25 protein-coding genes are annotated in these 24,442 nt (G+C 57.8%); 20 read left to right on the top strand and 5 right to left on the bottom strand.

The features are described 5' to 3' along the window. Positions 1–48 precede the first annotated feature (48 nt). The 12 genes from AC3GOJ_RS06755 (at position 49) to AC3GOJ_RS06700 (ending at position 8,894) form a co-directional block, all read left to right on the top strand. Positions 49–882, top strand: coding sequence for an RNA methyltransferase (locus AC3GOJ_RS06755; RefSeq protein WP_488236699.1), 834 nt, complete (start codon positions 49–51; stop codon positions 880–882). 109 nt (positions 883–991) lie between these two features. Beyond that, positions 992–1,744 (top strand): serine O-acetyltransferase, encoded by a 753-nt coding sequence (gene cysE / locus AC3GOJ_RS06750; RefSeq protein ID WP_488236714.1) that lies wholly within the window; start codon positions 992–994, stop codon positions 1,742–1,744. A 109-nt stretch (positions 1,745–1,853) separates the two neighbouring features. Further along, positions 1,854–2,327, top strand: coding sequence for a Fe-S cluster assembly transcriptional regulator IscR (iscR, locus tag AC3GOJ_RS06745; protein ID WP_488236698.1), 474 nt, complete (start codon positions 1,854–1,856; stop codon positions 2,325–2,327). After that, positions 2,308–3,525, top strand: a complete 1,218-nt coding sequence (locus tag AC3GOJ_RS06740; protein WP_488236697.1) for a cysteine desulfurase family protein — start codon at positions 2,308–2,310, stop codon at positions 3,523–3,525. The genes iscR and AC3GOJ_RS06740 overlap by 20 nt, the downstream gene beginning before the upstream one ends. Positions 3,526–3,543: 18 nt before the next feature. Continuing rightward, entirely contained in the window at positions 3,544–4,755 is a 1,212-nt protein-coding gene (locus tag AC3GOJ_RS06735) for an IscS subfamily cysteine desulfurase (protein WP_488236713.1), read from the top strand. 36 nt (positions 4,756–4,791) lie between these two features. Beyond that, positions 4,792–5,175, top strand: coding sequence for a Fe-S cluster assembly scaffold IscU (gene iscU, locus AC3GOJ_RS06730; RefSeq protein ID WP_488236696.1), 384 nt, complete (start codon positions 4,792–4,794; stop codon positions 5,173–5,175). 26 nt (positions 5,176–5,201) lie between these two features. Next, on the top strand, positions 5,202–5,525 hold the full coding sequence (gene iscA, locus AC3GOJ_RS06725; RefSeq protein ID WP_488236695.1) for an iron-sulfur cluster assembly protein IscA: 324 nt from the start codon (positions 5,202–5,204) through the stop codon (positions 5,523–5,525). Further along, positions 5,518–6,126, top strand: coding sequence for a Fe-S protein assembly co-chaperone HscB (hscB, locus tag AC3GOJ_RS06720; RefSeq protein WP_488236694.1), 609 nt, complete (start codon positions 5,518–5,520; stop codon positions 6,124–6,126). The genes iscA and hscB overlap by 8 nt, the downstream gene beginning before the upstream one ends. Before the next feature lie 31 nt (positions 6,127–6,157). After that, the gene (gene hscA / locus AC3GOJ_RS06715) at positions 6,158–8,065 is read left to right on the top strand and encodes a Fe-S protein assembly chaperone HscA (protein ID WP_488236693.1); all 1,908 of its coding nucleotides are present in this window, start codon (positions 6,158–6,160) and stop codon (positions 8,063–8,065) included. Between the two features lie 19 nt (positions 8,066–8,084). Further along, complete coding sequence (gene fdx / locus AC3GOJ_RS06710) at positions 8,085–8,426, top strand: ISC system 2Fe-2S type ferredoxin (RefSeq protein WP_488236692.1); 342 nt, start codon at positions 8,085–8,087, stop codon at positions 8,424–8,426. Positions 8,427–8,435: 9 nt separating this feature from the next. Continuing rightward, positions 8,436–8,627 (top strand): Fe-S cluster assembly protein IscX, encoded by a 192-nt coding sequence (iscX, locus tag AC3GOJ_RS06705; protein ID WP_488236712.1) that lies wholly within the window; start codon positions 8,436–8,438, stop codon positions 8,625–8,627. A gap of 27 nt (positions 8,628–8,654) precedes the next feature. Continuing rightward, positions 8,655–8,894 (top strand): DUF2789 domain-containing protein, encoded by a 240-nt coding sequence (locus AC3GOJ_RS06700; protein WP_488236691.1) that lies wholly within the window; start codon positions 8,655–8,657, stop codon positions 8,892–8,894. A gap of 36 nt (positions 8,895–8,930) precedes the next feature. On the opposite strand, the gene serB is transcribed toward AC3GOJ_RS06700, so the two are convergent. Genes serB through mfd form a run of 3 tightly spaced genes read right to left on the bottom strand, consistent with a single transcriptional unit; the run spans position 8,931 to position 14,323 of the window. Next, positions 8,931–9,776 carry a phosphoserine phosphatase SerB gene (gene serB / locus AC3GOJ_RS06695; protein WP_488236690.1) on the bottom strand — a complete coding sequence of 282 codons (846 nt, stop codon included), beginning with the start codon at positions 9,774–9,776 and terminating at the stop codon, positions 8,931–8,933. Positions 9,777–9,780: 4 nt separating this feature from the next. Beyond that, a complete protein-coding gene (locus AC3GOJ_RS06690) occupies positions 9,781–10,851 on the bottom strand; it encodes a 3-deoxy-7-phosphoheptulonate synthase (RefSeq protein WP_488236689.1) in 1,071 nt (356 codons plus the stop codon). Positions 10,852–10,903: 52 nt separating this feature from the next. Further along, on the bottom strand, positions 10,904–14,323 hold the full coding sequence (mfd, locus tag AC3GOJ_RS06685) for a transcription-repair coupling factor (protein WP_488236711.1): 3,420 nt from the start codon (positions 14,321–14,323) through the stop codon (positions 10,904–10,906). A 204-nt stretch (positions 14,324–14,527) separates the two neighbouring features. Between mfd and ispD the strand changes: the two genes are divergently transcribed. From ispD to AC3GOJ_RS06660, 5 genes are read left to right on the top strand one after another with little or no spacing between them, the layout of a single operon-like run. After that, positions 14,528–15,250, top strand: a complete 723-nt coding sequence (ispD, locus tag AC3GOJ_RS06680; RefSeq protein WP_488236688.1) for a 2-C-methyl-D-erythritol 4-phosphate cytidylyltransferase — start codon at positions 14,528–14,530, stop codon at positions 15,248–15,250. A gap of 4 nt (positions 15,251–15,254) precedes the next feature. After that, the gene (gene ispF, locus AC3GOJ_RS06675; protein ID WP_488236687.1) at positions 15,255–15,776 is read left to right on the top strand and encodes a 2-C-methyl-D-erythritol 2,4-cyclodiphosphate synthase; all 522 of its coding nucleotides are present in this window, start codon (positions 15,255–15,257) and stop codon (positions 15,774–15,776) included. An 8-nt stretch (positions 15,777–15,784) separates the two neighbouring features. Continuing rightward, positions 15,785–16,522, top strand: coding sequence for a tRNA (adenosine(37)-N6)-threonylcarbamoyltransferase complex dimerization subunit type 1 TsaB (gene tsaB / locus AC3GOJ_RS06670; RefSeq protein WP_488236686.1), 738 nt, complete (start codon positions 15,785–15,787; stop codon positions 16,520–16,522). Continuing rightward, positions 16,523–17,026: a ribosomal protein S18-alanine N-acetyltransferase gene (gene rimI / locus AC3GOJ_RS06665; protein ID WP_488236685.1), complete on the top strand. Its 504-nt coding sequence runs from the start codon at positions 16,523–16,525 to the stop codon at positions 17,024–17,026. Then, positions 17,026–17,787, top strand: a complete 762-nt coding sequence (locus AC3GOJ_RS06660; RefSeq protein ID WP_488236684.1) for a uracil-DNA glycosylase — start codon at positions 17,026–17,028, stop codon at positions 17,785–17,787. Before rimI ends, AC3GOJ_RS06660 begins: the two co-directional genes overlap by 1 nt. Positions 17,788–17,836: 49 nt before the next feature. Here AC3GOJ_RS06660 and lplT read toward each other — a convergent pair whose 3' ends face one another. Next, positions 17,837–19,102, bottom strand: coding sequence for a lysophospholipid transporter LplT (gene lplT, locus AC3GOJ_RS06655; protein ID WP_488236683.1), 1,266 nt, complete (start codon positions 19,100–19,102; stop codon positions 17,837–17,839). Between the two features lie 121 nt (positions 19,103–19,223). On the opposite strand from lplT, the gene alr reads away from it, so the two are divergent. The 3 genes from alr (at position 19,224) to AC3GOJ_RS06640 (ending at position 23,999) form a co-directional block, all read left to right on the top strand. After that, a complete protein-coding gene (gene alr / locus AC3GOJ_RS06650) occupies positions 19,224–20,351 on the top strand; it encodes an alanine racemase (protein ID WP_488236682.1) in 1,128 nt (375 codons plus the stop codon). A 3-nt stretch (positions 20,352–20,354) separates the two neighbouring features. After that, on the top strand, positions 20,355–21,719 hold the full coding sequence (gene radA / locus AC3GOJ_RS06645) for a DNA repair protein RadA (protein WP_488236681.1): 1,365 nt from the start codon (positions 20,355–20,357) through the stop codon (positions 21,717–21,719). A 96-nt stretch (positions 21,720–21,815) separates the two neighbouring features. Beyond that, a complete protein-coding gene (locus AC3GOJ_RS06640) occupies positions 21,816–23,999 on the top strand; it encodes a YgiQ family radical SAM protein (protein WP_488236710.1) in 2,184 nt (727 codons plus the stop codon). Here AC3GOJ_RS06640 and mscL read toward each other — a convergent pair. Next, the gene (mscL, locus tag AC3GOJ_RS06635) at positions 23,985–24,437 is read right to left on the bottom strand and encodes a large conductance mechanosensitive channel protein MscL (RefSeq protein WP_488236680.1); all 453 of its coding nucleotides are present in this window, start codon (positions 24,435–24,437) and stop codon (positions 23,985–23,987) included. The genes AC3GOJ_RS06640 and mscL overlap by 15 nt on opposite strands. Positions 24,438–24,442 lie beyond the last annotated feature (5 nt).

Genomic DNA, 24,442 nt, shown 5'->3' with positions numbered 1-24,442 from the left:
ACCTGCTGGGCGGCTGTCGGTCGACCTTGTCTGCATCAATGAATCGATATGAACACAACTTTTTCTTCCGCTGAACCGCCGGTTCTGGCCATCCCCGGCGACACATTCCTGGCGTGCCAGCGCATCGTGTTGTGCCGCCCATCGCATCCCGGCAATATTGGTGCCGTAGCCCGGGCGATGAAAACCATGGGGCTGGTCCATGGCGCGCAGCTGGTGCTGGTCAATCCGCTGTGCGAGATTGACGAGGTGGCGATCCGCCGTGCGTCGGGCGCCGCAGACTTGGTGGATAATTGCCGGGTCGTGAATGATTTGGCTACGGCGCTATCGGGTTGCGCCGGTGCCTTCGGGATGACGGTGCGCGCACGGGAACTCGGTCCCGAGCCGATGTCACCCCGTGCAGCTATTGATGCAGCCCGATTGTTGTGGGCGCAGGGTGAAAACGGAGATGGGGATAGCGGTAGCCATACCGGTTGCTCAGCTTTTGTTTTTGGCAATGAAACGAATGGCCTGACCAATGAAGAGCTGCAGCATTGCCGGGCTGAGGTGAGTATTCCGACGAATCCGGATTATGGTTCCCTGAACCTGGGGGCAGCGGTACAGATCATGACCTATCTGCTGCGCGAGGCCTCGGGTGTTCAGGCCGTGGTTGAGACAGGTGCCACGCGTTATGCCTCACCGGTAGCAACCGTGGGTGCGGTTGAAGGTTTCTATGCGCAACTTGAGGCCGCGTTGATTGAGGTGGGCTTTCATGATCCGCTGCGGCCGCGTCGTTTGATGCCCAAAATTCGTCGCATTTTCGAGCGGACCCGTCTGGAGACGGACGAAGTGAATATTCTGCGCGGCATTGTTACCGCCCTGAGTATGCCGCACAAGGTTGATTAAAAAACTCGGGATTAGTACAATTATCGAATAAATTCTTCTGCGACAGATGCAGCCATGTCTGAGGCAAAACCTGTCGAGAAACAACCTGTAAACAAGCTGTTAGATGCCTATTTTCAAAGCCATCCGTGAAGACATCCGGTCGATTTTTGATCGCGATCCAGCCGCCCGTTCGACGCTGGAGATTGTGACATGCTATCCGGGTGTCCATGCCATGCTTTTTCACCGTGTGTCGCATCGTCTGTGGCAGTGGCATTTTTACTGGCTGGCGCGATTCCTTTCGCATATATCCCGTTTTCTGACCGGGATAGAAATTCACCCGGGCGCGACGATTGGCCGTCGTTTTTTCATCGACCACGGCATGGGTGTTGTGATCGGTGAAACAGCCGTGATTGAAGACGATGTCACGCTGTATCATGGTGTCACGCTAGGCGGCACGAGCTGGAACAAGGGCCGTCGTCATCCAACCTTGCAGTCGGGCGTGGTTATTGGCGCTGGCGCTAAAGTCCTGGGGCCCATTACGGTGGGTGCTGGTGCCCGTGTCGGCAGTGATGCCGTGGTGGTTAAAGACGTCCCGGCAGGGGCAACGGCGGTGGGTAATCCGGCACGGATTATTGAAAACGACAAAGCCGAATCAGTGACGCCGCAAAGCGCCAAACTGGGCTTTACGGCCTATGCCATCAACCGTGATGCCAGCGACCCTTACGCTAAAGCCCTGCATGCGCTCCTAGAGCATGCGGCAGAAACCGATCAGCGTCTGGCGGCCTTGCTGAAGAAACTGGAAGCCTCCGGTGTACCGGTGGAAGAGGCGAATGCCGTGGCGGATAAATTTGATCCGCAATACCTGAGCAAAATAGTTGACTAATCAGTGCGCGCACTCTATAGTTGACTTTAATACTCAGGTTTAATAACGATTCCAAATCTTCCTGACTCGAATACTCCAGTCTTATTTCCCCATCCCCACGGGAGGCACCATGAGATTAACGACCAAAGGCCGCTTTGCAGTGACTGCCATGATTGACCTGGCCCTCAATGGTGGCGAGCGCCCGGTTACGCTGTCGGCGATCAGTGAGCGTCAGAACATTTCCTTGTCCTACCTCGAGCAGTTGTTCGCCAAACTGCGCCGCCATCAGATCGTGGAAAGTGTGCGCGGTCCCGGCGGTGGTTACTGCCTGGGTAGAGCTGCGGCAGAGATTTCCATCGCGGATGTCATTCTGGCGGTGGATGAACCACTGGATGCGACGCAATGCGGCGGCCGTGAGAACTGCAAATCAGATCACCGTTGCATGACGCATGATCTATGGGCCACACTGAATCGCAAGATGCTGGATTACCTGGCTTCGGTGAGCTTGTCGGATCTGGTAGAGAAACAGCGTCTCAAAGTCGCTGCGCAGAAAGACAAGCCGGTGAACCAGCCGGTGTCTTTTGGTGTCGCTCACGCTGCCTGATATCTGTATTGCCATGACTGCCGCTTACTTCGATCACAATGCCACCACACCGTTGGATCCGTGTGTGCTTGAAGCGATGCTGCCTTTTCTGAGCGCCAGTTTTGCCAATCCCTCGGCGACCTACACGGCTGGTCGTGAAGCCCGGCGTGCCATTGAACAGGCGCGCGAGCAGGTGGCCGCGGCGCTGGATGCCGCGCCCTCCGAAGTCATATTTACCGCCAGTGGTAGCGAAGCCAACAACCTGGTGGTTCGTGGTGTGGCGGATGCTTGGCTGGAAGCCGGACATCCGCCGGCTGCGATGGCCTGTTCGGCGATTGAACACCCGTGCGTGGCAGAACCTGTGCGTGCCCTGGGCCGGCGTGGCTGGTCGGTGAATCACCTGGCCGTAGATGCTGCTGGGCAGGTCGGTCATGAATCTGTTGCGGCTTTGCCGGCAGAGACGCGCTTGCTGACCGTGATGACCGCCAACAATGAGACCGGCGTATTGCAGCCCGTATCAGCGTTGGCAGCCGCTTTCCGCGACCGTGGCTATGCCGAGACCTATATGCATACCGATGCCGTTCAGGCACTGGGTAAGTATCCGCTCAGTTTTGACGCGTTCAAGGCGGCTGGTGGTCATGCCATGACGATCTCCGGCCATAAAATTGGTGGCCCCAAGGGGGCTGCGGCACTTATTCGCGACCACCAGGTGGTGTTGTCACCGCTGGTTTATGGCGGTGGTCAGGAGCAGGGTCTGCGTGCCGGCACCGAGAATGTGGCGGCCATTGTGGGGCTGGGTATTGCCTGTACCAAGGCGGTTGCTGATCTCGAACAACGTTCCCGCGTCGCCCGTGCACAACAGCAGCAACTGGAAAGCTGGTTGCAAGCCCGTGGCGCCGTGGTCTTTGCATCGACGGCTGCGCGTTTACCGAATACGATTTTTGCCGCGTTTCCGGGCATTGACGGTGAAACGCTGGTGGCCTTGCTGGATCGTCAGGATGTGGCGATTGCCAGTGGCGCGGCCTGCGGTTCGGGCAAGCAGGGTGTTTCACCGGTGTTGCTGGCGATGGGGGTTGACCCCGTGCTGGCCAAAGGGGCCATTCGCATCAGTCTCGGCATGATGGCCCATGTCGCCACCTCACAAAAGGATGTTGACCGTCTTACAGGTCAACTGGATAAGGTTTTGAGTCAGTTACAGCGCTTTGCGGCGGTGGCCTGACGGTTTTCTCTGGAGTTGATTATGAAGTTCCCTATTTATCTGGACTATTCGGCAACCACCCCTATCGACCCGCGCGTGGTCGAGGTAATGCTGCCTTATCTGACCGAAAAGTTTGGCAACCCGGCCTCGCGTTCCCACCAGTACGGTTGGGATGCTGAAGCCGCTGTTGAAAACGCGCGTGAGGAAGTTGCCGCGCTGGTGAATGCCGATCCCAAAGAAATCGTCTGGACTTCGGGTGCCACCGAAGCCAACAATCTGGCGATCAAGGGTGCTGCCAATTTCTACCAGGGTAAAGGCAAGCATCTGATTACGCTGAAGACGGAACACAAAGCCGTGCTTGATACGATGCGCGAGCTGGAACGTCAGGGTTTTGATGTTACTTATCTGGATGTGCTGCCGAACGGCCTGGTTGATATGGCTGCGCTGGAAGCGGCACTACGCCCCGATACCATTCTGGTGTCGATCATGGCCGTCAATAACGAAATCGGTGTGATCCAGCCGATCGCAGAGATTGGTGAACTACTCCGCGGCAAGGGCATTCTGTTCCATGTCGATGCGGCCCAGGCGACCGGCAAGATCGATATCGATCTGTCGAAGCTCAAGGTTGATCTGATGAGTTTCTCGGCCCACAAGACCTATGGCCCGAAGGGCATCGGTGCGCTGTACGTGCGTCGTAAGCCACGTGTGCGCCTGGAAGCCCAGATGCACGGTGGTGGTCATGAGCGCGGCATGCGTTCCGGCACGCTGGCCACCTTCCTGATTGTCGGCATGGGCGAAGCCTTCCGATTGGCCCGTCTGGAAATGCATGAAGAAAATAAGCGTATTACGGCGTTGCGTGATCGTCTGCTCAAGGGTTTGTCGGATATGCCGGAGATTTACGTCAACGGCGATCTGGAACACCGTGTGCCGCACAACCTGAATCTGAGCTTTGCTTATGTGGAAGGCGAGTCTATGATCATGGCGGTCAAGGATATCGCTGTATCATCCGGCTCGGCCTGTACGTCAGCTTCTCTGGAGCCGTCCTATGTGCTGCGCGCACTGGGTCTGACCGACGAGTTGGCACATTCGTCGATCCGCTTCTCGATCGGCCGTTTCACGACGGAAGAAGAGATCGACTACACGGTGGATCTGCTGCACAAACAGATTGGCCGCCTGCGTGAACTATCACCTTTATGGGAAATGGTTCAGGAAGGCGTCGATCTCAACACGGTTCAGTGGGCCGCGCACTAAGCGCCCTGATTCAATAGATTTTGAAGGAGTCAAAAAATGGCATACAGCGTCAAAGTGATTGATCACTACGAGAATCCCCGTAACGTCGGTTCCTTCGACAAAGAAGAAGCCGGTGTCGGTACCGGCATGGTCGGTGCGCCGGCCTGTGGCGACGTGATGAAACTACAGATCAAGGTCAACAAAGAAGGCGTGATCGAAGACGCCAAGTTCAAGACCTACGGTTGCGGTTCGGCGATTGCCTCCAGCTCGCTGGTGACCGAATGGGTCAAGGGCAAGAGCGTGGACGAAGCGCTGGAAATCAAGAACACGGCGATTGCTGAAGAGCTGGCATTGCCACCGGTGAAGATTCACTGTTCGATCCTGGCGGAAGACGCTATCAAGGCGGCGGTTGCCGACTATAAGAAGAAGCAGGGTTCCTGAACCGGTCACGACTTGGAGAGTGCATCATGAGTGTGACGATGACAGAAGCCGCCGCTAAGCATGTTGGTAAGGCGCTGACGCAACGCGGTAAGGGCATCGGCCTGCGCCTCGGTGTGCGCACGGCCGGCTGTTCGGGCATGGCCTACCGCTTGGAATATGTGGACGAACTCAACGACGAAGATTCGGTCTTTGAGACGCATGGCGTCAAGATCGTGATTGATCCAAAGAGCCTGGCTTATCTGGACGGTACCGAATTGGACTTCGTGCGCGAAGGCCTTAACGAAGGATTCAAGTTCAACAACCCCAACGTCAAAGATGAGTGTGGTTGTGGTGAGTCTTTCCATGTCTGATGTGGCCTCGGCCCCCAGCATTACACCGTTGATGACGGCTGCAAACGCCGTCACGGCAGACTTGTTGGGTGCTGACTATTTCACGCTGCTGAGCCTGCCCAGACAGTTTAAACTGACCACGGCCATGCTGGATGATCGTTTCCGCCTGTTACAGCGGGAAGTGCATCCGGATCGCTTTGCGGCATCGGATGATGCCTCACGTCGGGCATCCATGATGCTGGCGACGCAAATCAATGCCGCCTATCAGACTTTGCGTTCGCCGCTCAAGCGAGCGATGTATCTGCTCGAGCTGGCTGGCGTTGATGTTGCTGCCGAATCAAACACAGCCATGTCAGCGGACTTCCTGATGAGTCAGATGATGTGGCGGGAGCAGGTGGCGGATGCCCGCGCCGCCAGAGATACTGGCGCGCTGGAAGCGCTACAGTCGGCAATCGCCGATGATATCCGTGATGCCTATGCCGATCTGGGCCACGCACTGGATCACGCTGCAGGCGATAAAAATCTGATGCAATCAGCGGTTGAGGGTGTGCGCCGCCTGATGTTTCTGGAAAAATTACGGGATGAGATCGAAGACGCCATCTTTGCGCTGGAAGATCTCTGAGCCTGCATTCATGAACGGTTGTTGAACTTATATGGCACTACTGCAAATCGCCGAACCCGGCCAAAGCCCTTTACCACACCAGACACGCCACGCCATCGGCATTGATTTGGGCACCACCAATTCTCTGGTGGCCAGTGTACGTCAGGGCATGTCGCATGTGATGAATGATGCGGAAGGCCGTGCACTGGTACCGTCGGTGGTACGTTACCAGGAAGATGGCTCAGTAAAGGTTGGCTACGATGCCCTGAAGGCAATCGCTAAAGACCCCAAAAACACCATTGCTTCGGTCAAGCGCTTGATGGGCCGATCAATCTCAGATATCGCGCACCGTGAGAATCTGCCGCTGGATCTGGTCGATGTGCCGGGTATGGTCAGCGTTAAAACCCGACAGGGCGTCAAGACACCGGTCGAGGTGTCGGCCGAGATTCTGCGGGTGCTCAACGACCGCGCGCAACAGACCTTGAAGCAGGATATTGTGGGCGCGGTGATCACCGTGCCCGCCTATTTTGATGATGCACAACGCCAGGCGACGAAAGATGCCGCACGTTTGGCCGGCCTGAATGTCCTGCGCCTGCTCAATGAACCGACGGCGGCCGCCGTCGCTTACGGTCTGGATAACGCTGCTGAAGGGGTGTATGCCGTGTACGATCTGGGCGGCGGCACCTTTGATATTTCTATTCTGCGGCTGACCCGAGGCATTTTCGAAGTGCTGGCCACGGGCGGCGACTCCGCTCTAGGGGGCGACGACTTCGACCGCCGTATCTATTGCTGGGTGCTGGAACAGGCACAGCTCAAATCACCGCCGGCCATTGAAGACACGGCATTGCTGTTGCTGCGATCGCGCGAAGCCAAGGAATACCTGTCGACCCATCCGGAGGCTCCGATTACAGCGCGGCTGGCGTCGGGCGAAATTGTCGACGTGACCATTGATATGGCCACCTTTGCCGAGATCAGCCAGACGCTGGTTTCCAAAACCTTGCAACCCGTCAAGAAAACCCTGCGTGATGCCGGACTACGCCCGGAAGACATCCAGGGCGTGGTGATGGTGGGGGGTGCGACGCGCATTCCGCTGATTCAGCGGGCCGTCGGCGAGTTCTTCAAGCAGGAACCGCTGAACAACCTGGACCCGGATAAAGTGGTGGCCCTAGGAGCGGCCGTGCAGGCCAACCTGCTGGCGGGTAACCGTGCACCCGGTGAAGACTGGCTGCTGCTCGATGTGATTCCGCTGTCGCTGGGTCTGGAAACCATGGGTGGCCTGGTCGAGAAAGTGATTCCGCGCAACTCCACATTGCCCGTGGCAAGGGCCCAGGAATTTACGACCTATCGTGACGGTCAGACCGCCATGATGGTGCATGTGGTGCAGGGTGAACGAGAGCTGGTGGATGACTGCCGTTCATTGGCGCGTTTCGAGCTGCGCGGTATTCCGCCGATGGTGGCCGGCGCAGCACGCATTCGCGTGACCTTCCAGGTGGATGCCGATGGGCTGCTGTCTGTGACGGCGCGTGAGCAGACCACCGGGGTTGAAGCCCATGTGGAAGTAAAGCCATCCTATGGCCTCTCCGATGATCAGATCACCGGGATGCTCAAAGCCTCAGTCGATCACGCCCGTGATGATGCACAGACGCGTGCGCTGAAAGAAACTCAGGTCGATGCCCAGCGTCTGATCGAGGCCGTGCGCTCGGCGCTGACGGAAGATCGTCATCTGCTGGATGATAGTGAGTTTAAACACATCGAATCCGGCATTGTGAAATTACAGACGGCCATTCTTTCCGGTAACCGTCGTCAGATCACCATTGCGATGGATGACCTGGATGCCGACTGCAAGGAATTCGCGGGTCGCCGCATGAACCAGGCAGTGAACCGTGCGCTGGCTGGTAAAACCATTGATTCGGTGGAAGAGGCGATCCAGGATCTCCATACGCCATCAAGTAAGCCATAAGGCCCCAAGGAAACAGAGCATGACCCAACTGATTGTTCTCCCCCATAGCGAATACTGTCCGGAAGGCGTGGTCCTTGAAGCGCCTGTCGGCGAATCGATCTGTGAAGTGCTGCTCAATAACGGCATCGAGATTGAGCATGCCTGCGAGTGCTCCTGTGCGTGTACGACCTGCCACGTTATCGTACGTGAAGGCTATGATTCGCTGAACGAACCTGAAGAGCTGGAAGAAGATCTTCTCGATAAGGCCTGGGGCCTGGAGCCGGAATCCCGCCTGTCGTGTCAGGCGATTGTGGCGGAAACGCCACTGGTGGTTGAAATTCCGAAGTATTCGATCAATATGACCCGTGAAGGCAAGAGGTAAACCATGGCTTTGAAATGGACCGATACGCTGGATATTGCGGAAGCGCTAATCGAAGCGCAGCCGGATCAGGATCCGACCAAAATTAATTTTGTAGACCTGATGCAATGGGTGATGGCACTACCTGAATTTGACGATGACCCGAAGCGTTGCGGCGAGCGTATATTGGAAGCGATTCAGCAAACCTGGATCGACGAACGATAAACCCTGAGCTTCATCAAGGAGGCAATCATGGAATCTCCCATCCATTCAATCAACAGCCTGTTCGCCCAGTTAGGCTTGCCCAGCAAGACGGAGGAAGTTGATCTCTTCATTGAACAGCACCGGCCATTAGCTGATCATTTTCTGCTGCATGAAGCCCCTTGCTGGTCGGCTTCTCAGGCGACTTTCCTGGCGGAAGAAATCGAAGACGATGCCGATTGGGCTGAAGTGATTGACGAGCTTAACGCCCGTTTGCGCAATCCGGTTTAATGCATCTCCGCTGAACTCTGCCTGTGTTGCCTCAGCTCAGGCGGGGTAGAGCGTCAGAATGCCATCCAGGCCGCCATGGTTGATGGCGTGTGTGGCCTTGGCCTGGGTAGCCGGTTTAGCGTGATACGCCACGGAGGTGCCGGCCTCGGCCATCATCAGTAGGTCATTGGCACCGTCACCAACGGCCATCACCTGATGCTGCTGCAGGCCGAATTCTGACATCAGCGCTTTAAGCGTGTCAGCTTTGGCCTGGGCATCGATAATCTTGCCGACCACATGTCCGGTGAGTTTGCCACCCACAATTTCCAGTTCGTTCGAGGTGGCGAAGTCGAGTCCAAGCTCGATACGGAGGCGCTCTGTAAAGTAGGTAAAGCCGCCAGAGAGCAGGGCCGTGTGAATATTCGCAGCTTGCAGGGCTTCCAGCAGTTCTCTTGCACCCGGATTCAGGAGCAGACGCTCGGAAAATACACGGGCAAGCACGCGTGCATTCAGACCCGCCAGCACGCCGACACGCTTCTTGAGACTTTCGCGATAGTCCATTTCACCGCGCATGGCAGCTTCGGTAATCTCCGAGACTTCCGCCTTGCGACCGGCAAAATCCGCCAGCTCATCAATACATTCGATATTGATCAGCGTGGAATCCATGTCGAAGACCACGAGTTTGAAGTCGTTGATATTGCGATCGGAGGGCACAAATGCCCAGTCCAGCCGCTCGTTGGCCAGACCGGATCGTATTGAATCCGGCAGGTTGTCACTGGCGACACCTGAAAAACGAATGGCCTGGACGCCTTGTGCCTTGGTCGCCGCCGGCTTGAGTTGTGTCTGGACCGATTCGATCAGATAGGTCGGTACCGGGCCGCCGTAAACAACAAGATCCCCCATCGATTTAGCCTACGCGTTGGGTCAGGATAGGACGCAGACGTTCTGCCGCGTCTCGGATCATTTTTTCGGTGGTGGCCCAATCGACACAGCCATCCGTGACCGAACAACCGTAAGTCATCTGGTTGCGATCCGCCTGGATCGGCTGGTTGCCGGCGACGATGTTGGATTCGATCATCAGACCGGTAATGTTCTTGTTGCCGGCAACGATCTGGCTGATGACATCGGCCATGACCAGCGGTTGTAGTTCAGGGTTCTTGTTACTGTTGGCGTGGGAGCAGTCGACGATCACGTTCGGAAGGAGCTTGGCTTTGGTCATGGCGTTTTCTGCCAGAGTCACCGAGACGGTATCGTAGTTCGGGCGGCCGTCACCGCCGCGCAGCACGATATGACCATAAGGGTTGCCTTTGGTACGGACGATGGCAACGCGGCCATCACTGTTGATACCGAGGAAGCTGTGGGGACGGCTGGCCGAGAGAATGGCGTTGATGGCAATGGTGAGATCGCCGTTGGTGCCATTCTTGAAGCCGACCGGGGTCGATAGGCCGGACGACATTTCGCGGTGGGTCTGTGATTCAGTGGTACGGGCACCAATGGCGTTCCACGCAATCAGATCGCCCAGGTACTGCGGCGAGATCGGATCGAGTGCTTCGGTACCGGCCGGCAGGCCGAGCTCGTTGACGGCTAGGAGGAATTCGCGGGCCTTGGCCATGCCGGCATCAACCTTGAAGGAATCGTCCATATCCGGGTCGTTGATATAACCCTTCCAGCCCACGGTCGTGCGCGGTTTCTCGAAATAGACGCGCATAACAATCATGAGCGCATCAGAGACCTCATCGGCCAGCGCCTTGAGGCGGCGGGCATAGTCGAGCCCGGCGACGGGGTCGTGAATCGAGCAGGGACCGACGACCACAAAGGGGCGTGGATCACGGTGTTCCAGAATACTGATCAGTTCAGCACGACCGCGCGACACCGTGTTGGCCGCCTGATCGGTGAGCGGTAGCTGTGCCTGAATGGCCTCGGGTGTAGGCATCGGATCAAAAGAGGCGATGTGCAGGTTGCTGGTGCTCTGGGTCATGATCGTGTTTCCGGACGGACGTAAATTCAGATTTCGACGAAATTGTCGGGGGTTAGCGGTTTTTCTTCTGGGCAAATGCCAACTTGGCCAGCTCGGCGGGGGGCTTTTCCAGCGTGGCGCAGAGCTCGCGGAATGCCTGGAGCCGTAGGGCGAGGGCAGGCATGTGCCGTGAAAGGATAATTCTATCCTGACCGGCCAGTTTCAGGTCACGTCGGTTCTGGATCAGCCAGAGCAGGGTCATTGGATCCGCCGGGGTTTGCGGGCCAAACTGGATCACCATCTGGTCTTGCGATAGATCAACTTTGGTCATGCCCCAGGTTTTGGCCTGTAGACGTACCTGGTGGGTTGCCATCAACGATTCTGCCTGCGGCGGCAGTGCTCCAAAACGGTCAATCAGCTCTTCCTGCATCTCGGTCAATTCTTCAGTGCTGTCACTATTGGCGAGTCGTTTGTAGAGGTTGAGGCGCTCATGGACGTCAGGGCAGTAGGCGTTCGGCAATAGGGCGGGAATATGCAGGTTGATCTCGGTGCCGATACCCAGTGGCTGACTGAGATCGGGGGTTTCGCCCGCCTTCATGGCTTTGACCGCACGATTGAGCATTTCGGTAAAGAGGGCAAAGCCCACCTCCAGGATTTCACCGGACTGCGAATCGCCGAGCACTTCACCGGCGCCGCGGATCTCCAGATCATGCATCGCCAGATAGAAGCCGGAACCCAGCTCTTCCATCATCTGGATGGCTTCCAGTCGTTGCTTGGCTGCCTTGGTCAGGCCTTTCATTTCCTGCACCATCAGATAGGCATACGCCTGATGATGGGATCGGCCAACGCGACCACGCAGCTGATGTAGCTGGGCCAGGCCGAACTTATCGGCCCGGTTGATGAGTATGGTATTGGCGTGCGGGTTGTCGATGCCGGTTTCGATAATCGTGGTACAAAGCAGGACGTTGGCGCGCTGCTGCGTGAAGTCACGCATGACGCGTTCCAGTTCGCGCTCATTCATCTGTCCGTGGCCAATGACAATGCTGGCTTCCGGTACCAGTTTGGCCAGCCGTTCCCGCATGTTTTCGATGGTGTCGACTTCGTTGTGCAGGAAGTAGACCTGGCCACCGCGGTTCAGCTCGCGCAGCACGGCCTCCCGGATGATGCCGTCCGACAGATTGTGCACAAAGGTTTTAATGGCGAGGCGTTTCTGGGGTGCCGTGGCAATCACCGAGAAATCGCGCAGCCCCTCCAGCGACATGGCCAGAGTGCGTGGAATCGGCGTGGCGGTGAGCGTGAGCACATCCACTTCGGCACGCAAAGCCTTGAGCTGTTCTTTCTGTTTGACGCCAAAACGGTGTTCTTCATCAATGATGAGCAGGCCCAGACGAGCGAACTTGATGTCGTTCTGAATCAGCCGATGGGTGCCAATCACAATGTCGGCCCGGCCATCCGCCATCTCGTCCAGCGCAGCCTGACTTTCCTTGGCGGAGCGGAAGCGCGACAGCTCGACCACCTTGACCGGCCATTCGGCAAAGCGGTTGCGGAAGTTCTCGGCGTGCTGTTCGCAGAGCAGGGTGGTCGGGCAGAGCACGGCCACCTGTTTGCCGCCGGCGACGGCAGCAAAGGCTGCGCGCAGGGCGACCTCGGTTTTACCGAAACCGACATCACCACAGACCAGACGGTCCATGGGCTGACCCGAGCGCATATCAGACAACACGGCATCAATGGCGACGGCCTGATCGATGGTTTCTTCAAAACCGAAGCCATCGGCAAAACGTTCATAGTCATGTTCGTCGAAGTGGAAGGCATGGCCCTGTCGTGCCGCACGCGCGGCATAAAGTGCCAGCAGCTCGGCAGCCGTATCGCGTGCCTGCAGGGCGGCTTTACGTTTTGACTTCTCCCACTGACCACTGCCCAGCGTATGCAGTGGGGCATGATCCGGATCACCGCCGGAATAGCGGCTGATTAGATGCATCTGGGCAACAGGCACATAGAGCATGGCTTCGTTGGCGAACTCCAGCACCATGAATTCGGTATCACCATCGCCCAGGTCGAGGTGGGTTAACCCTTGATATCGGGCAACACCATGCGTTTCATGAACGACCGGGTCGCCAATGCGCAGTTCAGTGAGATCGCGCAGCCAGTTGTCAGCACTGGCTTTCTTGCGGGTCAGTTTTTTACGCCGGGGCGTGCCGGCGAACAGCTCGCTCTCGGTAACAACGGCCAGGTCTGGCAGCAGGAAGCCCTGGTGCAATGGTCCGGTCAGTAGCTGCAGACGGTCATCGGCATCCAGTGCATCAGTGAGCGTTTCGGCAATGCGGACGGCGAAGCCGCCTTCCTGCAGTAGGGCGAGGATGCTTTCGCGGCGGCCCGGGCTTTCGGCCAGAACAACGGCTTTACCGTTAAAGCCGTCCATGAAGGCGCGGAATGCCGCGAGCGGATCTTCGAGTCGCCGATCCACCGCCATCGGCGGCAGATTGTTCATTAAGGCGGTTTGCGGATCATATACCCCAAGCAACAGGCGTGGCGCATGCTGCAGCTCGGTGAAGAAGGTTTCTTCATTAAGGAAGAGGGCTTCCGGCGGCAGCAGGGGACGTTCGCGATCACCCTGGTGGAATGTGAAGCGTGAGCGGACTTCCTGCCAGAAGCCCTGAATAGGCGCGCTCAGGTCGGCGGTATACAAGACCAGCGGAGGAAGATCCGGATGCTGACCGTCTAGGTAGTCTATGAGCGTGGCAGTCTCGTTATCTTCGAAGAAGAGCGGAAGGTAATACTCGATCCCTGCCGGTAGCGTGCCCTGCGAGACATCGCGATAAATACCTGTCTTGGCGGGATCGCCTTCGAAGACTTCGCGGAATCGCTGGCGGAACAGCGTACGGCTGCGATCATCGGTCGGAAATTCGCGCGCTGGTAGCAGCTGGATTTCAGACACCGGGAACAGCGTGCGCTGGGTGTCGACATCAAAAGTCTTGATACTTTCGATCTCACGGTCGAATAGATCGAGCCGGTAAGGGAGGGCGCTGCCCATCGGAAAGAGATCGATCAGACCACCGCGAATGGAAAACTCACCCTGGGCCAGAACATGGGTCACTGCCTGATAGCCGGCCAGCGCCAGCTGGGCGCGCAGCGCCGCTTCGTCGAGTGCCTGCTTCTGACGGAAACTGAAGGAATGAGCCGCCAGAAAAGACGGCGGCGGTAAACGATGGAGTGCCGTCTGGACGGAGGCCAGAAGAATGTCGCACTCGCCACGCTGGAGTGCGGAGAGCGTCGCTAACCGTTCCGAGATCAGATCATGGTGCGGCGAGAAAGGATCGTAGGGCAGGGTTTCCCAGTCGGGAAACTGGCGAATCCGCGCATCGGGTGCCAGCCATAGCAGTTCTTCAAACAGACGTTGCCGTTCCAGGGCGTCCGCCGTGAAAACGACTAGCAGCGGCTGCGTTTTCGTGCGCAGCAGTTCTGCTATGAGCAGGCTCTGTGCCCCTTGGGCCATACCGCCAAGCGTGTGCCGATGCCCGACATCCGGTAAGCGTGGCGGCAAAACGCCGGCGGGAAGCTGCGGCAAACGGATCAAATGGGTCTTTGGGGGTGATGCGCTGGGCACGACGGCAGAATCCTGGGGCAAACGATCAAAAGGTCAGGTCACGACTAAAAATCATGACAGGCCGAGATTATAGGTGACTGATAGAATTCAGGGATGTCCAGACAATACTTTGCCATTGTTCCTGCTGCCGGTTCGGGCAGTCGGTTTGGTGCCCCCAGACCCAAGCAGTATCTGACACTGAATGGCGTGCCTTTGATCCGGCACACCATTGCGGCGTTGCTGGCGGATGCCCGCATCGCCCGTGTGGTGGTGGTGCTATCGCCAGACGATACCGACTGGAGCGCGGCCTGCCTGCCTGAGTCCGCGGCTAAGCGGGTGGTGATGGTGCCGCAGGGGGGCACCTCACGCGCAGAGAGTGTGCTCAATGGAATCCGTTGGTTGCAATCGCAACCGGATGTAAAACCGGATGATTGGGTACTGGTCCATGATGCTGCCAGGCCATGTCTGGCGCCGGCCCAGCTGGACCACCTGATCAATACCTTGCGTAACGATGCCGTGGGTGGGTTGCTGGCTATTCCAGTAGCAGATACCATGAAACGGGCGTCAACCGGTGACCGGGTTGATGAAACCGTTGACCGCCGCCAGCTCTGGCAGGCGCAAACCCCGCAGATGTTTCCTTTGCAGCGTCTCATTGAGGCATTACATGCCGTGGACCCGGCGATAGCGACTGACGAGTCGTCGGCCATCGAAGCGCTCGGCTTGCAACCCCGGCTTGTGGCCGGCAGTTTGTCCAACCTTAAAGTCACCTATCCGCAGGATCTGATACTGGCGTCTGCCATTCTCGGTGCTGCATCCACTTTTTCTGAAGGCGAGTAACTTCATGATTCGAATCGGCCAAGGCTATGATATCCACGCACTGGTACCCGACCGCAAACTCGTCATTGGCGGTGTCGAGATTCCACACACTCACGGACTGGCCGGCCATTCCGATGCCGACGTGCTGCTGCACGCCATTACCGATGCCTTACTGGGTGGCGCCGGACTGCGCGATATCGGCTTTCATTTTCCAGATACGGATGCCGCTTTTACCGGTGCCGATTCGCGCGGTTTGCTGCGGGAAGCCATGAAGCGCGTTGAGGCAGCCGGTTACGGTGTCCTCAATATCGACAGCACCGTCATCGCGCAAAGCCCCAAGCTGTCGAGCTATGTGCCGGCGATGGTCGCGAATATTGCCGCGGACCTGGGCTTGCCCGAAAAGGATGTCAACGTCAAAGCCAAAACCAATGAGCATCTCGACGCCGTTGGTCGCAAGGAAGCCATTATTGCTCAGGCCGTGGTGTTGCTCGGCGAGCTGGCAGACGAAGAAGACCATGATCATGATGACGACCACCATCACCATTGATGCAGCCGATGATACGTATTCTGAGTCTTGAGACCTCGACGGACCGAGGTGGTTTTGCCCTCTGGTCGGGATCTGTCAGTGTTGATGGTGCTCAGACGGCTCTCTGCGAGAGCTTTGTCTGTCCGGCCGGGCAACCACATGCAGAAACGCTATTGCCGGCGGTGCGCACCGCCTTGACTACCCTGGGCTGGGCAATGGACACGCTGGATGCCATTACCTTTGATGCCGGTCCCGGCATGTTTACTGGGCTGCGTGTTTCTGCCGCGATAGCCCAGGGGCTGGCTGTGGCACTGGATAAGCCCTTGTTGCCGGTATCGTCGCTGCAGGTGCTGGCTGAAGCCGCTTCTGAAACCAGCGGTGCAACCCACGTATTGAGTCTGCTCGATGCACGGATGAATCAGATTTATGCCGGTTACTGGTTTCTTAAGGGCGGTGTATGGCACAGCGGTGGCGAGGCTTGCCTGGTCAACCCGAGCGCGCTGGACGAGCTACCCTATGACGTCAACGTCGGCCTGCATGTTGCCGGCACCGCACTGGATGAATACCCGGACGCGGCTGCCTGGTGCGCTGCCCGGCAACTGATTGACACACAGGTTCGTTATCCGACGCCTGAGGCTTTGGCGCGCCTGGGTGCCATGGGTTTTGTGGCCGGTACCGCGGTTGACCCGGCCGAGGCTTTGCCCGTTTATGTGCGTGATCGGGTGGCGTTGACCACCGCCGAACGGGCCGCTGGCGAAATGCTGTAAATGCTTGTTTTACAGACGGTCATGATCCTGCCCATGTCCGAGACGGATGTCCCGGCGGTGGCCGCTATCGAGGCCATGCAGCACCATGCCCCCTGGTCTTCGACCAGTTTTATGGATGCCCTGCGGGGTGGCAGTTGCTGGCACAGCCGTGTGCTTAAAAATGAGGCGGGTTATGTGCTCGGTTACACCATGTCGATGACGGCCGGTGATGATGAAGAACTGCTGACGATCACGGTGCATCCGGAGGCCGTCGGTCAGGGGCTGGGCAAACGCCTCCTGCAAGATCTGGAGGCGAACGCCCGGCTGCGGGGTGCGGCACAGATTTTTCTGGAAGTTCGTGAAAGCAATACCCGAGCGATCAGTCTTTATGAGCAAATGGGCTTTAGAATGTCCGGCATGCGCAAGAATTACTATCCCGTTCCTGCCAATCTGCAGACTGGGTCACCAGCTGGCCGTGAACACGCCTTGCTGATGTGTCTGTCGCTGAGTGGCGCATCTGTCTGATGAACCGCCGTCAGCTGACTCAGGCTCAATGGCTGGACGCCATGGGCATCGATCCTTTCTGGATCTCAGCAGCACCAGTGCCAGCGGGGGTGCCAAACTCCGAAGTCACCCCGCCAGCAAAAACCGAACGCGTTAGCGACTCGGCCGCAAAGCCTGTGGTGGTGCCATCTTCGCTTTCAACCATTGAAGCAACCGACTGGACGACTCTCGAAAACGAGATTCGTGAATGCCGCGCCTGTAGCTTATGCCTTGGGCGAAAGCAGGCCGTACCGGGTTCCGGAGATCGCTCGGCGACCTGGCTGATGGTCGGTGAAGCGCCGGGTGCCGATGAGGACATCGCCGGACTGCCCTTTGTTGGCAAAGCCGGGAAGCTGTTGGATGCCATGCTGGCCGCACTGAATCTGCAGCGAGATCAGGGCGTTTATATTGCCAATGCCGTGAAGTGCCGCCCACCGGAGAACCGGACGCCGGAAACCGGGGAAATTGATGCCTGCAACGGATTTCTGAATCGCCAGATTGCCATGATTCAACCACAGGTCATCGTGGTGCTTGGGCGGCCTGCCGCCTATGCGGTGCTGGGCCAGGAAGCCTCAATTCAAAGTCTGCGTGGTTCGGTGCATTACCGGGAGCTGGGCGGCCGCCGGACGCCCGTGATCGTGACTTACCATCCGGCATACCTGCTGCGTCAGCCGGCTGAAAAATGGAAAGCCTGGCAGGATCTACTCCTGGCTGACAGGACACTGAAAGCCTCGTCGGCATAAAAAAACGGGCTTAAAAGCCCGTTTCGCAAAAGCCTCTCTGATCAAAGCCTTAGTGACAGATGTTGTCGTCCAGATGGCTGGCATCGTCGCGGATACGCTGATTGGCTTCGAAGCGGCGTTTGACCAGATACATCGTACCCGCAACAAATAGTCCGAAGGTGACGATCACCGTGTAGATGCTGAAGTCAGCCCAGATCATGACGGCGTAAAGGCCTGTCATAATCAGAATTGCTAGGTTTTCATTAAAGTTCTGGACGGCGATCGAATGACCGGCACCCATCAGAATATGGCCGCGATGCTGCAGTAGGGCATTCATTGGTACGACAAAGAAGCCTGACAGAGCCCCGATGATAATGAGCAGGGGCACCGCGGCCCAGAAAGAGGTGACAAAATTCATCAACATGACGACAAAGCCCATGGCAATGCCCATCGGGATCACGCGCACTGATTTACGCAGGGTGATCATACGGGCGGCCATTGCGGCACCGGCAGCGACACCAATGGCGGTAACCCCCTGCAGCATGGATGCCTGTCCGAGGTCATAACCGAGGGCATCGGCCGCCCAGCGGATCACAATAAACTGCAGGGTTGCGCCGGCACCCCAGAACAGGGTTGTGGTAGCCAGCGAGATCTGACCCAGCTTGTCACGCCAGAGCAGCTTGAGGCAGTGATTAAACTCGTGAAACAGGTGGGCGGGGCGCAATGATAGCGGCACATGGTCCACGCCAGTGTCCGGGATGTAGAGGTTGAAGAGGGCTGCCAGCAGGTAGATGCCGGTAATGATGAAGAGCGAGATCTCGAGCACCGAATCAATGGGCGTTTCTATGACCGGCATGTCGAAGCTGAGCAGTGCCTGGGCAATTGTCGGATTGATCAGTGCACCGCCAGCGACGGTGCCCAGAATAATGGCCAGTACGGTGAGGCCTTCAATCCAGCCGTTGGCGACCACCAGCAGCCGGTGCGGCAGCAGCTCAGTCAGAATGCCGTATTTGGCCGGTGAATATGTGGCAGCCCCCAGGCCAACGATGGCATAGCCGATCAACGGATGGACCCCCAGAAAGACCATCAGACAACCGCCGATTTTGATGGTGTTGGAAATCAGCATGACTTTGCCCTTGGGCATGGAGTCGGCGAAAGCCCCTACAAAACCGGCCAGAACCACGTAAGAGACTGTGAATAAGAGTTTAAGCATCGGGTCGAACCACAGCGGCGATTGCATTTCATGAAGTGCGTAAATCGCGGCAATCAGTAGTGCGTTATCGGCCAGCGCGGAAAAAAACTGCGCCGCCATAATGATGTAGAACCCGAATGGCATGCTTCTCGCCCGTAAAAATCACATGGCTTTATAGCATGAATCTCATGACAATCGCTTGTGCGTTGCAGCGAACAAGATGCGAAAGCCCACGGCAAGAGCAGTACAGGTAGAATCCACCCCTATGAATTCTCTTGCCACGCCGCGTCCTACACCGCGTCCAATTGTTGCCGAATTTTCCGGTCGAGCACTTCGTCAGAATGTCGAGCGGGCGAGGGGGCTGATGCCATCGGGCGGCCGTACCCTGGCGGTGATCAAGGCGGATGCTTACGGCCATGGTTTGATGGAAGTCGCCGAACGTTTGATACCGGTGGTGGATGGCTTTGCCATTCTGGAACTGGCTGCTGCGCGCCAGTTGCGTGCTCAGGGATGTTTGCTGCCGATCGTGATGCTCGAGGGTTTCTTTACACCGGACGAGCTGCCTGCGTTCAGTACCTTGCAACTCTCTACGGTGATCCACCGGGCGGATCAGATCCGTGCGCTGGCGGCAACGCCGCTGCCCCAACCTCTGGATGTCTACCTGAAGCTCAACACCGGCATGAACCGGCTGGGCTTTTCACTGGATGACGCGCCAGCAGCGTTTGCTGCGTTGCAGGGGCTGCCGCAAGTCCGCAGTCTGACCGTCATGACGCATTTTGCCGATGCCGACAATGCACGGGGTACGTTGTGGCAGCTGGATCGTTTGCAAGCGGCATGGCCTGAAGCCCTGGTTCATAGAACCTCATTCGCCAATTCGGCGGCTTTGTTGTCCGGGCCTGCAGCCCGGTCAGCGCTGGGTGATGATGTCCGCCCGGGCATCATGCTCTATGGCGCTTCGCCCTGGGGTGGGGCAGCGCCTGCCAGAACGGCGACTGCATTGGGTCTGGCCCCCGTGATGACGCTGAAAAGTAAAGTCATTGCCATACAGGCGTTACAGCCCGGAGAACGGATTGGTTACGGTGGCACCCTGGTTGCCGAGCAGCCCATGAACATCGGGGTGGTGGCTTGTGGCTATGCCGATGGCTATCCGCGTCATGGCAGCAATGTGGCGCCCATCCTGGTTAATGGTATCCGCACGCGAGTGGTTGGCTGGGTGTCAATGGATATGCTCTGCTGCGACCTGACTCGCGTACCGGAGGCGCAAGTTGGTAGTCCGGTCACCCTCTGGGGTGACGGTTTGCCGGCTGACGAGGTTGCTGATGCCGCAGGCACCATTGCCTATGAACTGTTCTGTGCGTTGGCACCCCGTGTACCCAGAGTCTGGCGGGATTGAAATATGGCGAAGCCTAAAACCCTCTACATCTGTACCGAATGCGGTTCGACCCAGCCCAAATGGCAGGGCCAGTGCCCGGATTGCAATGCCTGGAACACCCTGGTTGAAACCGTGGCCGAAAAATCGGCGGCCAGTGCGCATCGCTTTGCCAGTCTGGCACCGGCCAGTGGCGTGCAGTCGCTGGGGAAGGTCGAGGCGCGCGAAGCGCCGCGCCTGACCTCGGGTATTGATGAATTTGACCGAGTGCTGGGCGGTGGCCTGGTTTCCGGCGGTGTTGTGTTGATTGGCGGTGACCCCGGCATTGGTAAAAGTACGTTGCTGTTGCAATGTTTGGCCGCGCTATCGGCCAAAACGCCTGTGCTGTATGTGAGCGGGGAAGAGTCGGCCGAACAGATTGCCCTGCGTGCGCAGCGCCTGGAAGTCGCGGCACCTGATCTGCCGCTCTATGCCGAAATCAATCTGGAAAAGATTCTGGCTACGCTGGAAGCGCGTCAGCCACGGGTGGCGGTGATCGACTCCATTCAGACCCTATGGTCCGATGCGCTGACTTCGGCGCCCGGTTCGGTCGCGCAGGTACGAGAATGCGCTGCGCAGCTGACCCGTTTTGCCAAGCAAAGCGGTATTACGCTGCTCTTTGTGGGCCATGTCACCAAAGACGGTACATTGGCCGGCCCCCGAGTGTTGGAGCATATCGTTGATACGGTGCTGTATTTCGAAGGCGACTCGCACTCCAGCTTCCGCCTGGTGCGCGCCTTCAAGAACCGGTTCGGCTCTGTGAACGAGCTGGGCGTCTTTGCCATGACAGAGCGGGGCTTGCGCGCCGTGACCAACCCCTCGGCACTGTTCCTGTCGCGCCATCCTGAGCCTGTACCCGGCTCATCCATTGTGGTGACCCAGGAGGGTTCCCGTCCATTGCTCGTGGAAGTGCAGGCGCTGGTGGACCAGGCCAATGCCGGTCACCCCAAACGTCTGACGGTAGGTTTAGAGTCGCAGCGGCTATCGATGCTGCTGGCGGTGCTGCACCGCCATGTGGGCATTATGGTGGGCGACCAGGATGTTTATGTGAATGCGGTTGGTGGGGTGCGTATCAACGAGCCGGCCGCCGATCTTGCCGTGATTCTTTCGATTCTTTCCTCTTTTAAAAACAAGCCATTGAACGATAAACTTTGCGTCTTTGGTGAGGTTGGTTTGACGGGTGAGTTGCGACCCTGTCCGCGTGGTCAGGAGCGCTTGAAGGAAGCTGCCAAACTCGGTTTCAGCCAGGCCCTTGTGCCGGCCGCGAACGCCCCCAAAACACCGATACACGGACTGGAAGTCATTGCCGTCCGGCGCCTTGAAGAAGCCGTTTCCAAGGCTTTCGGACTCTAATTCATGACCACGATTGATTTCTCCACGGTTGCAAAACCGCTCTTCAGCTATCGTAAGTACTGGGCGCACCGTTTCGGGCCAGCGCCCTTTCTGCCCATGTCGCGTGCCGAGATGGATCAACTGGGCTGGGATGAGTGCGACATTATTCTGGTGACGGGCGATGCCTATATCGACCATCCGAGCTTCGGTATGGCGCTCGTGGGTCGTTTGCTGGAAGCCCAGGGCTTCCGGGTCGGCATCATCAGTCAGCCCGATTGGCATTCCGCCAAAGATTTTCAGCGGCTTGGTAAGCCCAAACTTTTTTATGGCATTACCGCCGGTAACATGGACTCCATGGTCAACCGCTATACGGCTGACCGCAAGATCCGCTCGGACGATGCCTACACCGCCAATGCCGAACCGAACAAGCGGCCGGACAGGGCGGTGGTGGTGTACAGCCAGCGCGCCCGTGAAGCCTATCCCGATACCACGGTGATTATCGGCTCGATTGAAGCCAGCTTGCGGCGTATTGCCCACTATGATTACTGGTCGGATAAAGTCCGGCGATCAGTGCTGCCCGATAGCAAGGCCGATCTGCTGATTTTTGGCAATGCCGAACGGGCGCTGGTCGAGGTGGCTCATCGGCTGGCCAAGGGCGAGAGCGCCAGCCAGATCCGTGATGTGCGTGGGACGGCCTTCATGACACCGCTCAACTGGTTACCGGGCGACGATTGGCAGGTGGAAAATTCGACCCAGATTGATCGTCCGGGTCTGATTGAACCGCATGCCGATCCCTATGCGATGGCGGATAGCACGCCATCAACACCTAAAGACGGCCAACCGGCAACGGCAAAACCAGCCGCGGTGCAGCCTATCAGGATCATGCCGCGTGCCGAGAAAATTGCCGCCAACAAGCTTGCACGCCAACATACGGCGATTTGCTTACCCGCCTATGAGCAGGTGAGTGAAGATCCGGTGCTCTATGCCCATGCCTCGCGCGTGTTTCATCTGGAATCCAACCCGGGTAATGCTCGACCGCTGATGCAGGCACACGGTGAACGTAACGTCTGGCTGAATCCGCCACCACTCCCGCTCACCACGCCTGAAATGGATGGCGTGTTTGACCTGCCTTACGCCCGCGCGCCGCATCCGTCTTATGGCGACGCCAAAATTCCTGCCTGGGAGATGATCCGCTTCTCCGTCAACATCATGCGAGGTTGCTTCGGTGGTTGTACCTTCTGCTCGATTACCGAGCATGAAGGCCGCATCATCCAGAGCCGCTCGGAGGACTCGATTCTCAAGGAAATCGAGGCGATCCGCGATAAGACGCCGGGCTTTACCGGCATTATTTCGGACGTTGGCGGCCCGACGGCCAACATGTACCAGCTGACCTGCAAGGACCCGAAGATTGAGGCCTCCTGCCGCAAGCTCTCCTGCGTCTATCCGGACATCTGCGACAACCTCAACACCGATCACGGGCCACTGATTCAGCTTTACAGAAAAGCGCGTGCGCTACCGGGCATCAAGAAAATTCTGGTCGGATCGGGGCTGCGTTATGATCTGGCCGTCCGCTCGCCGGAATACATCAAGGAGCTGGTGACGCACCATGTGGGCGGCTACCTGAAGATCGCTCCGGAGCATACCGAAGAGGGGCCACTCTCGAAGATGATGAAGCCGGGCATGGGGGCCTATGACCGCTTCAAGCAGTTGTTCGAAGCGGCATCTAAAGCCGCCGGCAAAGAGCAGTATCTGATTCCGTATTTCATTGCCGCCCATCCGGGAACACGCGATGAAGATATGCTGAATCTGGCGCTCTGGTTGAAACGCCACAATTTCCGGCTGGATCAGGTCCAGACCTTCCTGCCGACCCCGATGGCGCTGGCTACCACCATGTATCACAGTCGCAAGAACCCGTTGCGCGGTCTGAAGGGTGGGGGAGAAGATGTCGATGTGATTCGCGAAGGGCGCCGCCGCCGACTGCACAAGGCGTTCCTGCGCTACCACGATCCGGCCAACTGGCCGATGTTACGCGAAGCCCTCAATGCCATGGGACGTGCCGATCTGATCGGCAATGGTAAGAAACAGCTGATTCCGGCCTGGCAACCCAAAGGGGAAGGGGGGCGCACCACACGATCTTTGGCATCTCCGGCAACAGCGACACCACGATCAGGGTTGATGCGACCCGGTGCCCGATTGGCCGGTGGGACTGCAAATGCAGCCCAAAGAAAAGGGACGCCCGTGGGCGCCCCTGTCGCAAATCGGCCGGCCAAGACAGCCGTTAAACGTTCAATCAAGCGTTGAGGTGCAGGCCGGGCAGCGTCTGGCCGCCTTCGGAATCTGGGTGCAGCACTGGGGACAGGCTCTGGTGCTGGGCGCGGCATCCTCTTTGGGAATCAGGGTGTCTGCTGCCTTGTTATACCCCTTAACGACCCAGTAGACGGCAAAGGCGATAATGAAAAAGCTGACCATGGCGTTGGCAAACAGGCCGTAATTCAAGGTCACGGCACCGGCGGCTTTGGCAATGGCCGGTGTGGCGTAGGGCCCGGGTGTGCTGCCTTCCTTTAGGACCACGAAGAGGCTTGAGAAATCCAAGCCGCCTAGTAAGAGGCCTAAGGGTGGCATCAGCACATCGTTAACAAGGCTGGTGACGATGGTGCCGAATGCGGCACCAATCACAATACCGACCGCCATGTCGACCGCATTGCCGCGCACTGCAAATTTCAGAAAGTCTTTGAGCATCGTTT

This window comes from Fluviibacter sp., from assembly GCF_057744235.1.
The sequence above is the reverse complement of the archived record's forward strand: the minus strand, read 5'-3'. Positions and strand labels throughout refer to the sequence as shown.

Excerpts from the sequence above, each read along its gene's own strand:
- AC3GOJ_RS06640 (WP_488236710.1), top strand. The coding sequence starts at position 21,816 with ATGTCGCGTGCCGAGATGGATCAACTGGGCTGGGATGAGTGCGACATT.
- AC3GOJ_RS06700 (WP_488236691.1), top strand. The coding sequence starts at position 8,655 with ATGGAATCTCCCATCCATTCAATCAACAGCCTGTTCGCCCAGTTAGGC.
- iscR (WP_488236698.1), top strand. The coding sequence starts at position 1,854 with ATGAGATTAACGACCAAAGGCCGCTTTGCAGTGACTGCCATGATTGAC.
- AC3GOJ_RS06660 (WP_488236684.1), top strand. The coding sequence starts at position 17,026 with ATGAACCGCCGTCAGCTGACTCAGGCTCAATGGCTGGACGCCATGGGC.
- mfd (WP_488236711.1), bottom strand. The coding sequence starts at position 14,323 with ATGGCCCAAGGGGCACAGAGCCTGCTCATAGCAGAACTGCTGCGCACG.
- tsaB (WP_488236686.1), top strand. The coding sequence starts at position 15,785 with ATGATACGTATTCTGAGTCTTGAGACCTCGACGGACCGAGGTGGTTTT.
- AC3GOJ_RS06690 (WP_488236689.1), bottom strand. The coding sequence starts at position 10,851 with ATGACCCAGAGCACCAGCAACCTGCACATCGCCTCTTTTGATCCGATG.
- iscU (WP_488236696.1), top strand. The coding sequence starts at position 4,792 with ATGGCATACAGCGTCAAAGTGATTGATCACTACGAGAATCCCCGTAAC.
- AC3GOJ_RS06755 (WP_488236699.1), top strand. The coding sequence starts at position 49 with ATGAACACAACTTTTTCTTCCGCTGAACCGCCGGTTCTGGCCATCCCC.
- radA (WP_488236681.1), top strand. The coding sequence starts at position 20,355 with ATGGCGAAGCCTAAAACCCTCTACATCTGTACCGAATGCGGTTCGACC.
- rimI (WP_488236685.1), top strand. The coding sequence starts at position 16,523 with ATGCTTGTTTTACAGACGGTCATGATCCTGCCCATGTCCGAGACGGAT.
- hscA (WP_488236693.1), top strand. The coding sequence starts at position 6,158 with ATGGCACTACTGCAAATCGCCGAACCCGGCCAAAGCCCTTTACCACAC.
- mscL (WP_488236680.1), bottom strand. The coding sequence starts at position 24,437 with ATGCTCAAAGACTTTCTGAAATTTGCAGTGCGCGGCAATGCGGTCGAC.
- iscA (WP_488236695.1), top strand. The coding sequence starts at position 5,202 with ATGAGTGTGACGATGACAGAAGCCGCCGCTAAGCATGTTGGTAAGGCG.
- lplT (WP_488236683.1), bottom strand. The coding sequence starts at position 19,102 with ATGCCATTCGGGTTCTACATCATTATGGCGGCGCAGTTTTTTTCCGCG.
- ispF (WP_488236687.1), top strand. The coding sequence starts at position 15,255 with ATGATTCGAATCGGCCAAGGCTATGATATCCACGCACTGGTACCCGAC.
- ispD (WP_488236688.1), top strand. The coding sequence starts at position 14,528 with ATGTCCAGACAATACTTTGCCATTGTTCCTGCTGCCGGTTCGGGCAGT.
- serB (WP_488236690.1), bottom strand. The coding sequence starts at position 9,776 with ATGGGGGATCTTGTTGTTTACGGCGGCCCGGTACCGACCTATCTGATC.
- hscB (WP_488236694.1), top strand. The coding sequence starts at position 5,518 with ATGTCTGATGTGGCCTCGGCCCCCAGCATTACACCGTTGATGACGGCT.
- fdx (WP_488236692.1), top strand. The coding sequence starts at position 8,085 with ATGACCCAACTGATTGTTCTCCCCCATAGCGAATACTGTCCGGAAGGC.
- alr (WP_488236682.1), top strand. The coding sequence starts at position 19,224 with ATGAATTCTCTTGCCACGCCGCGTCCTACACCGCGTCCAATTGTTGCC.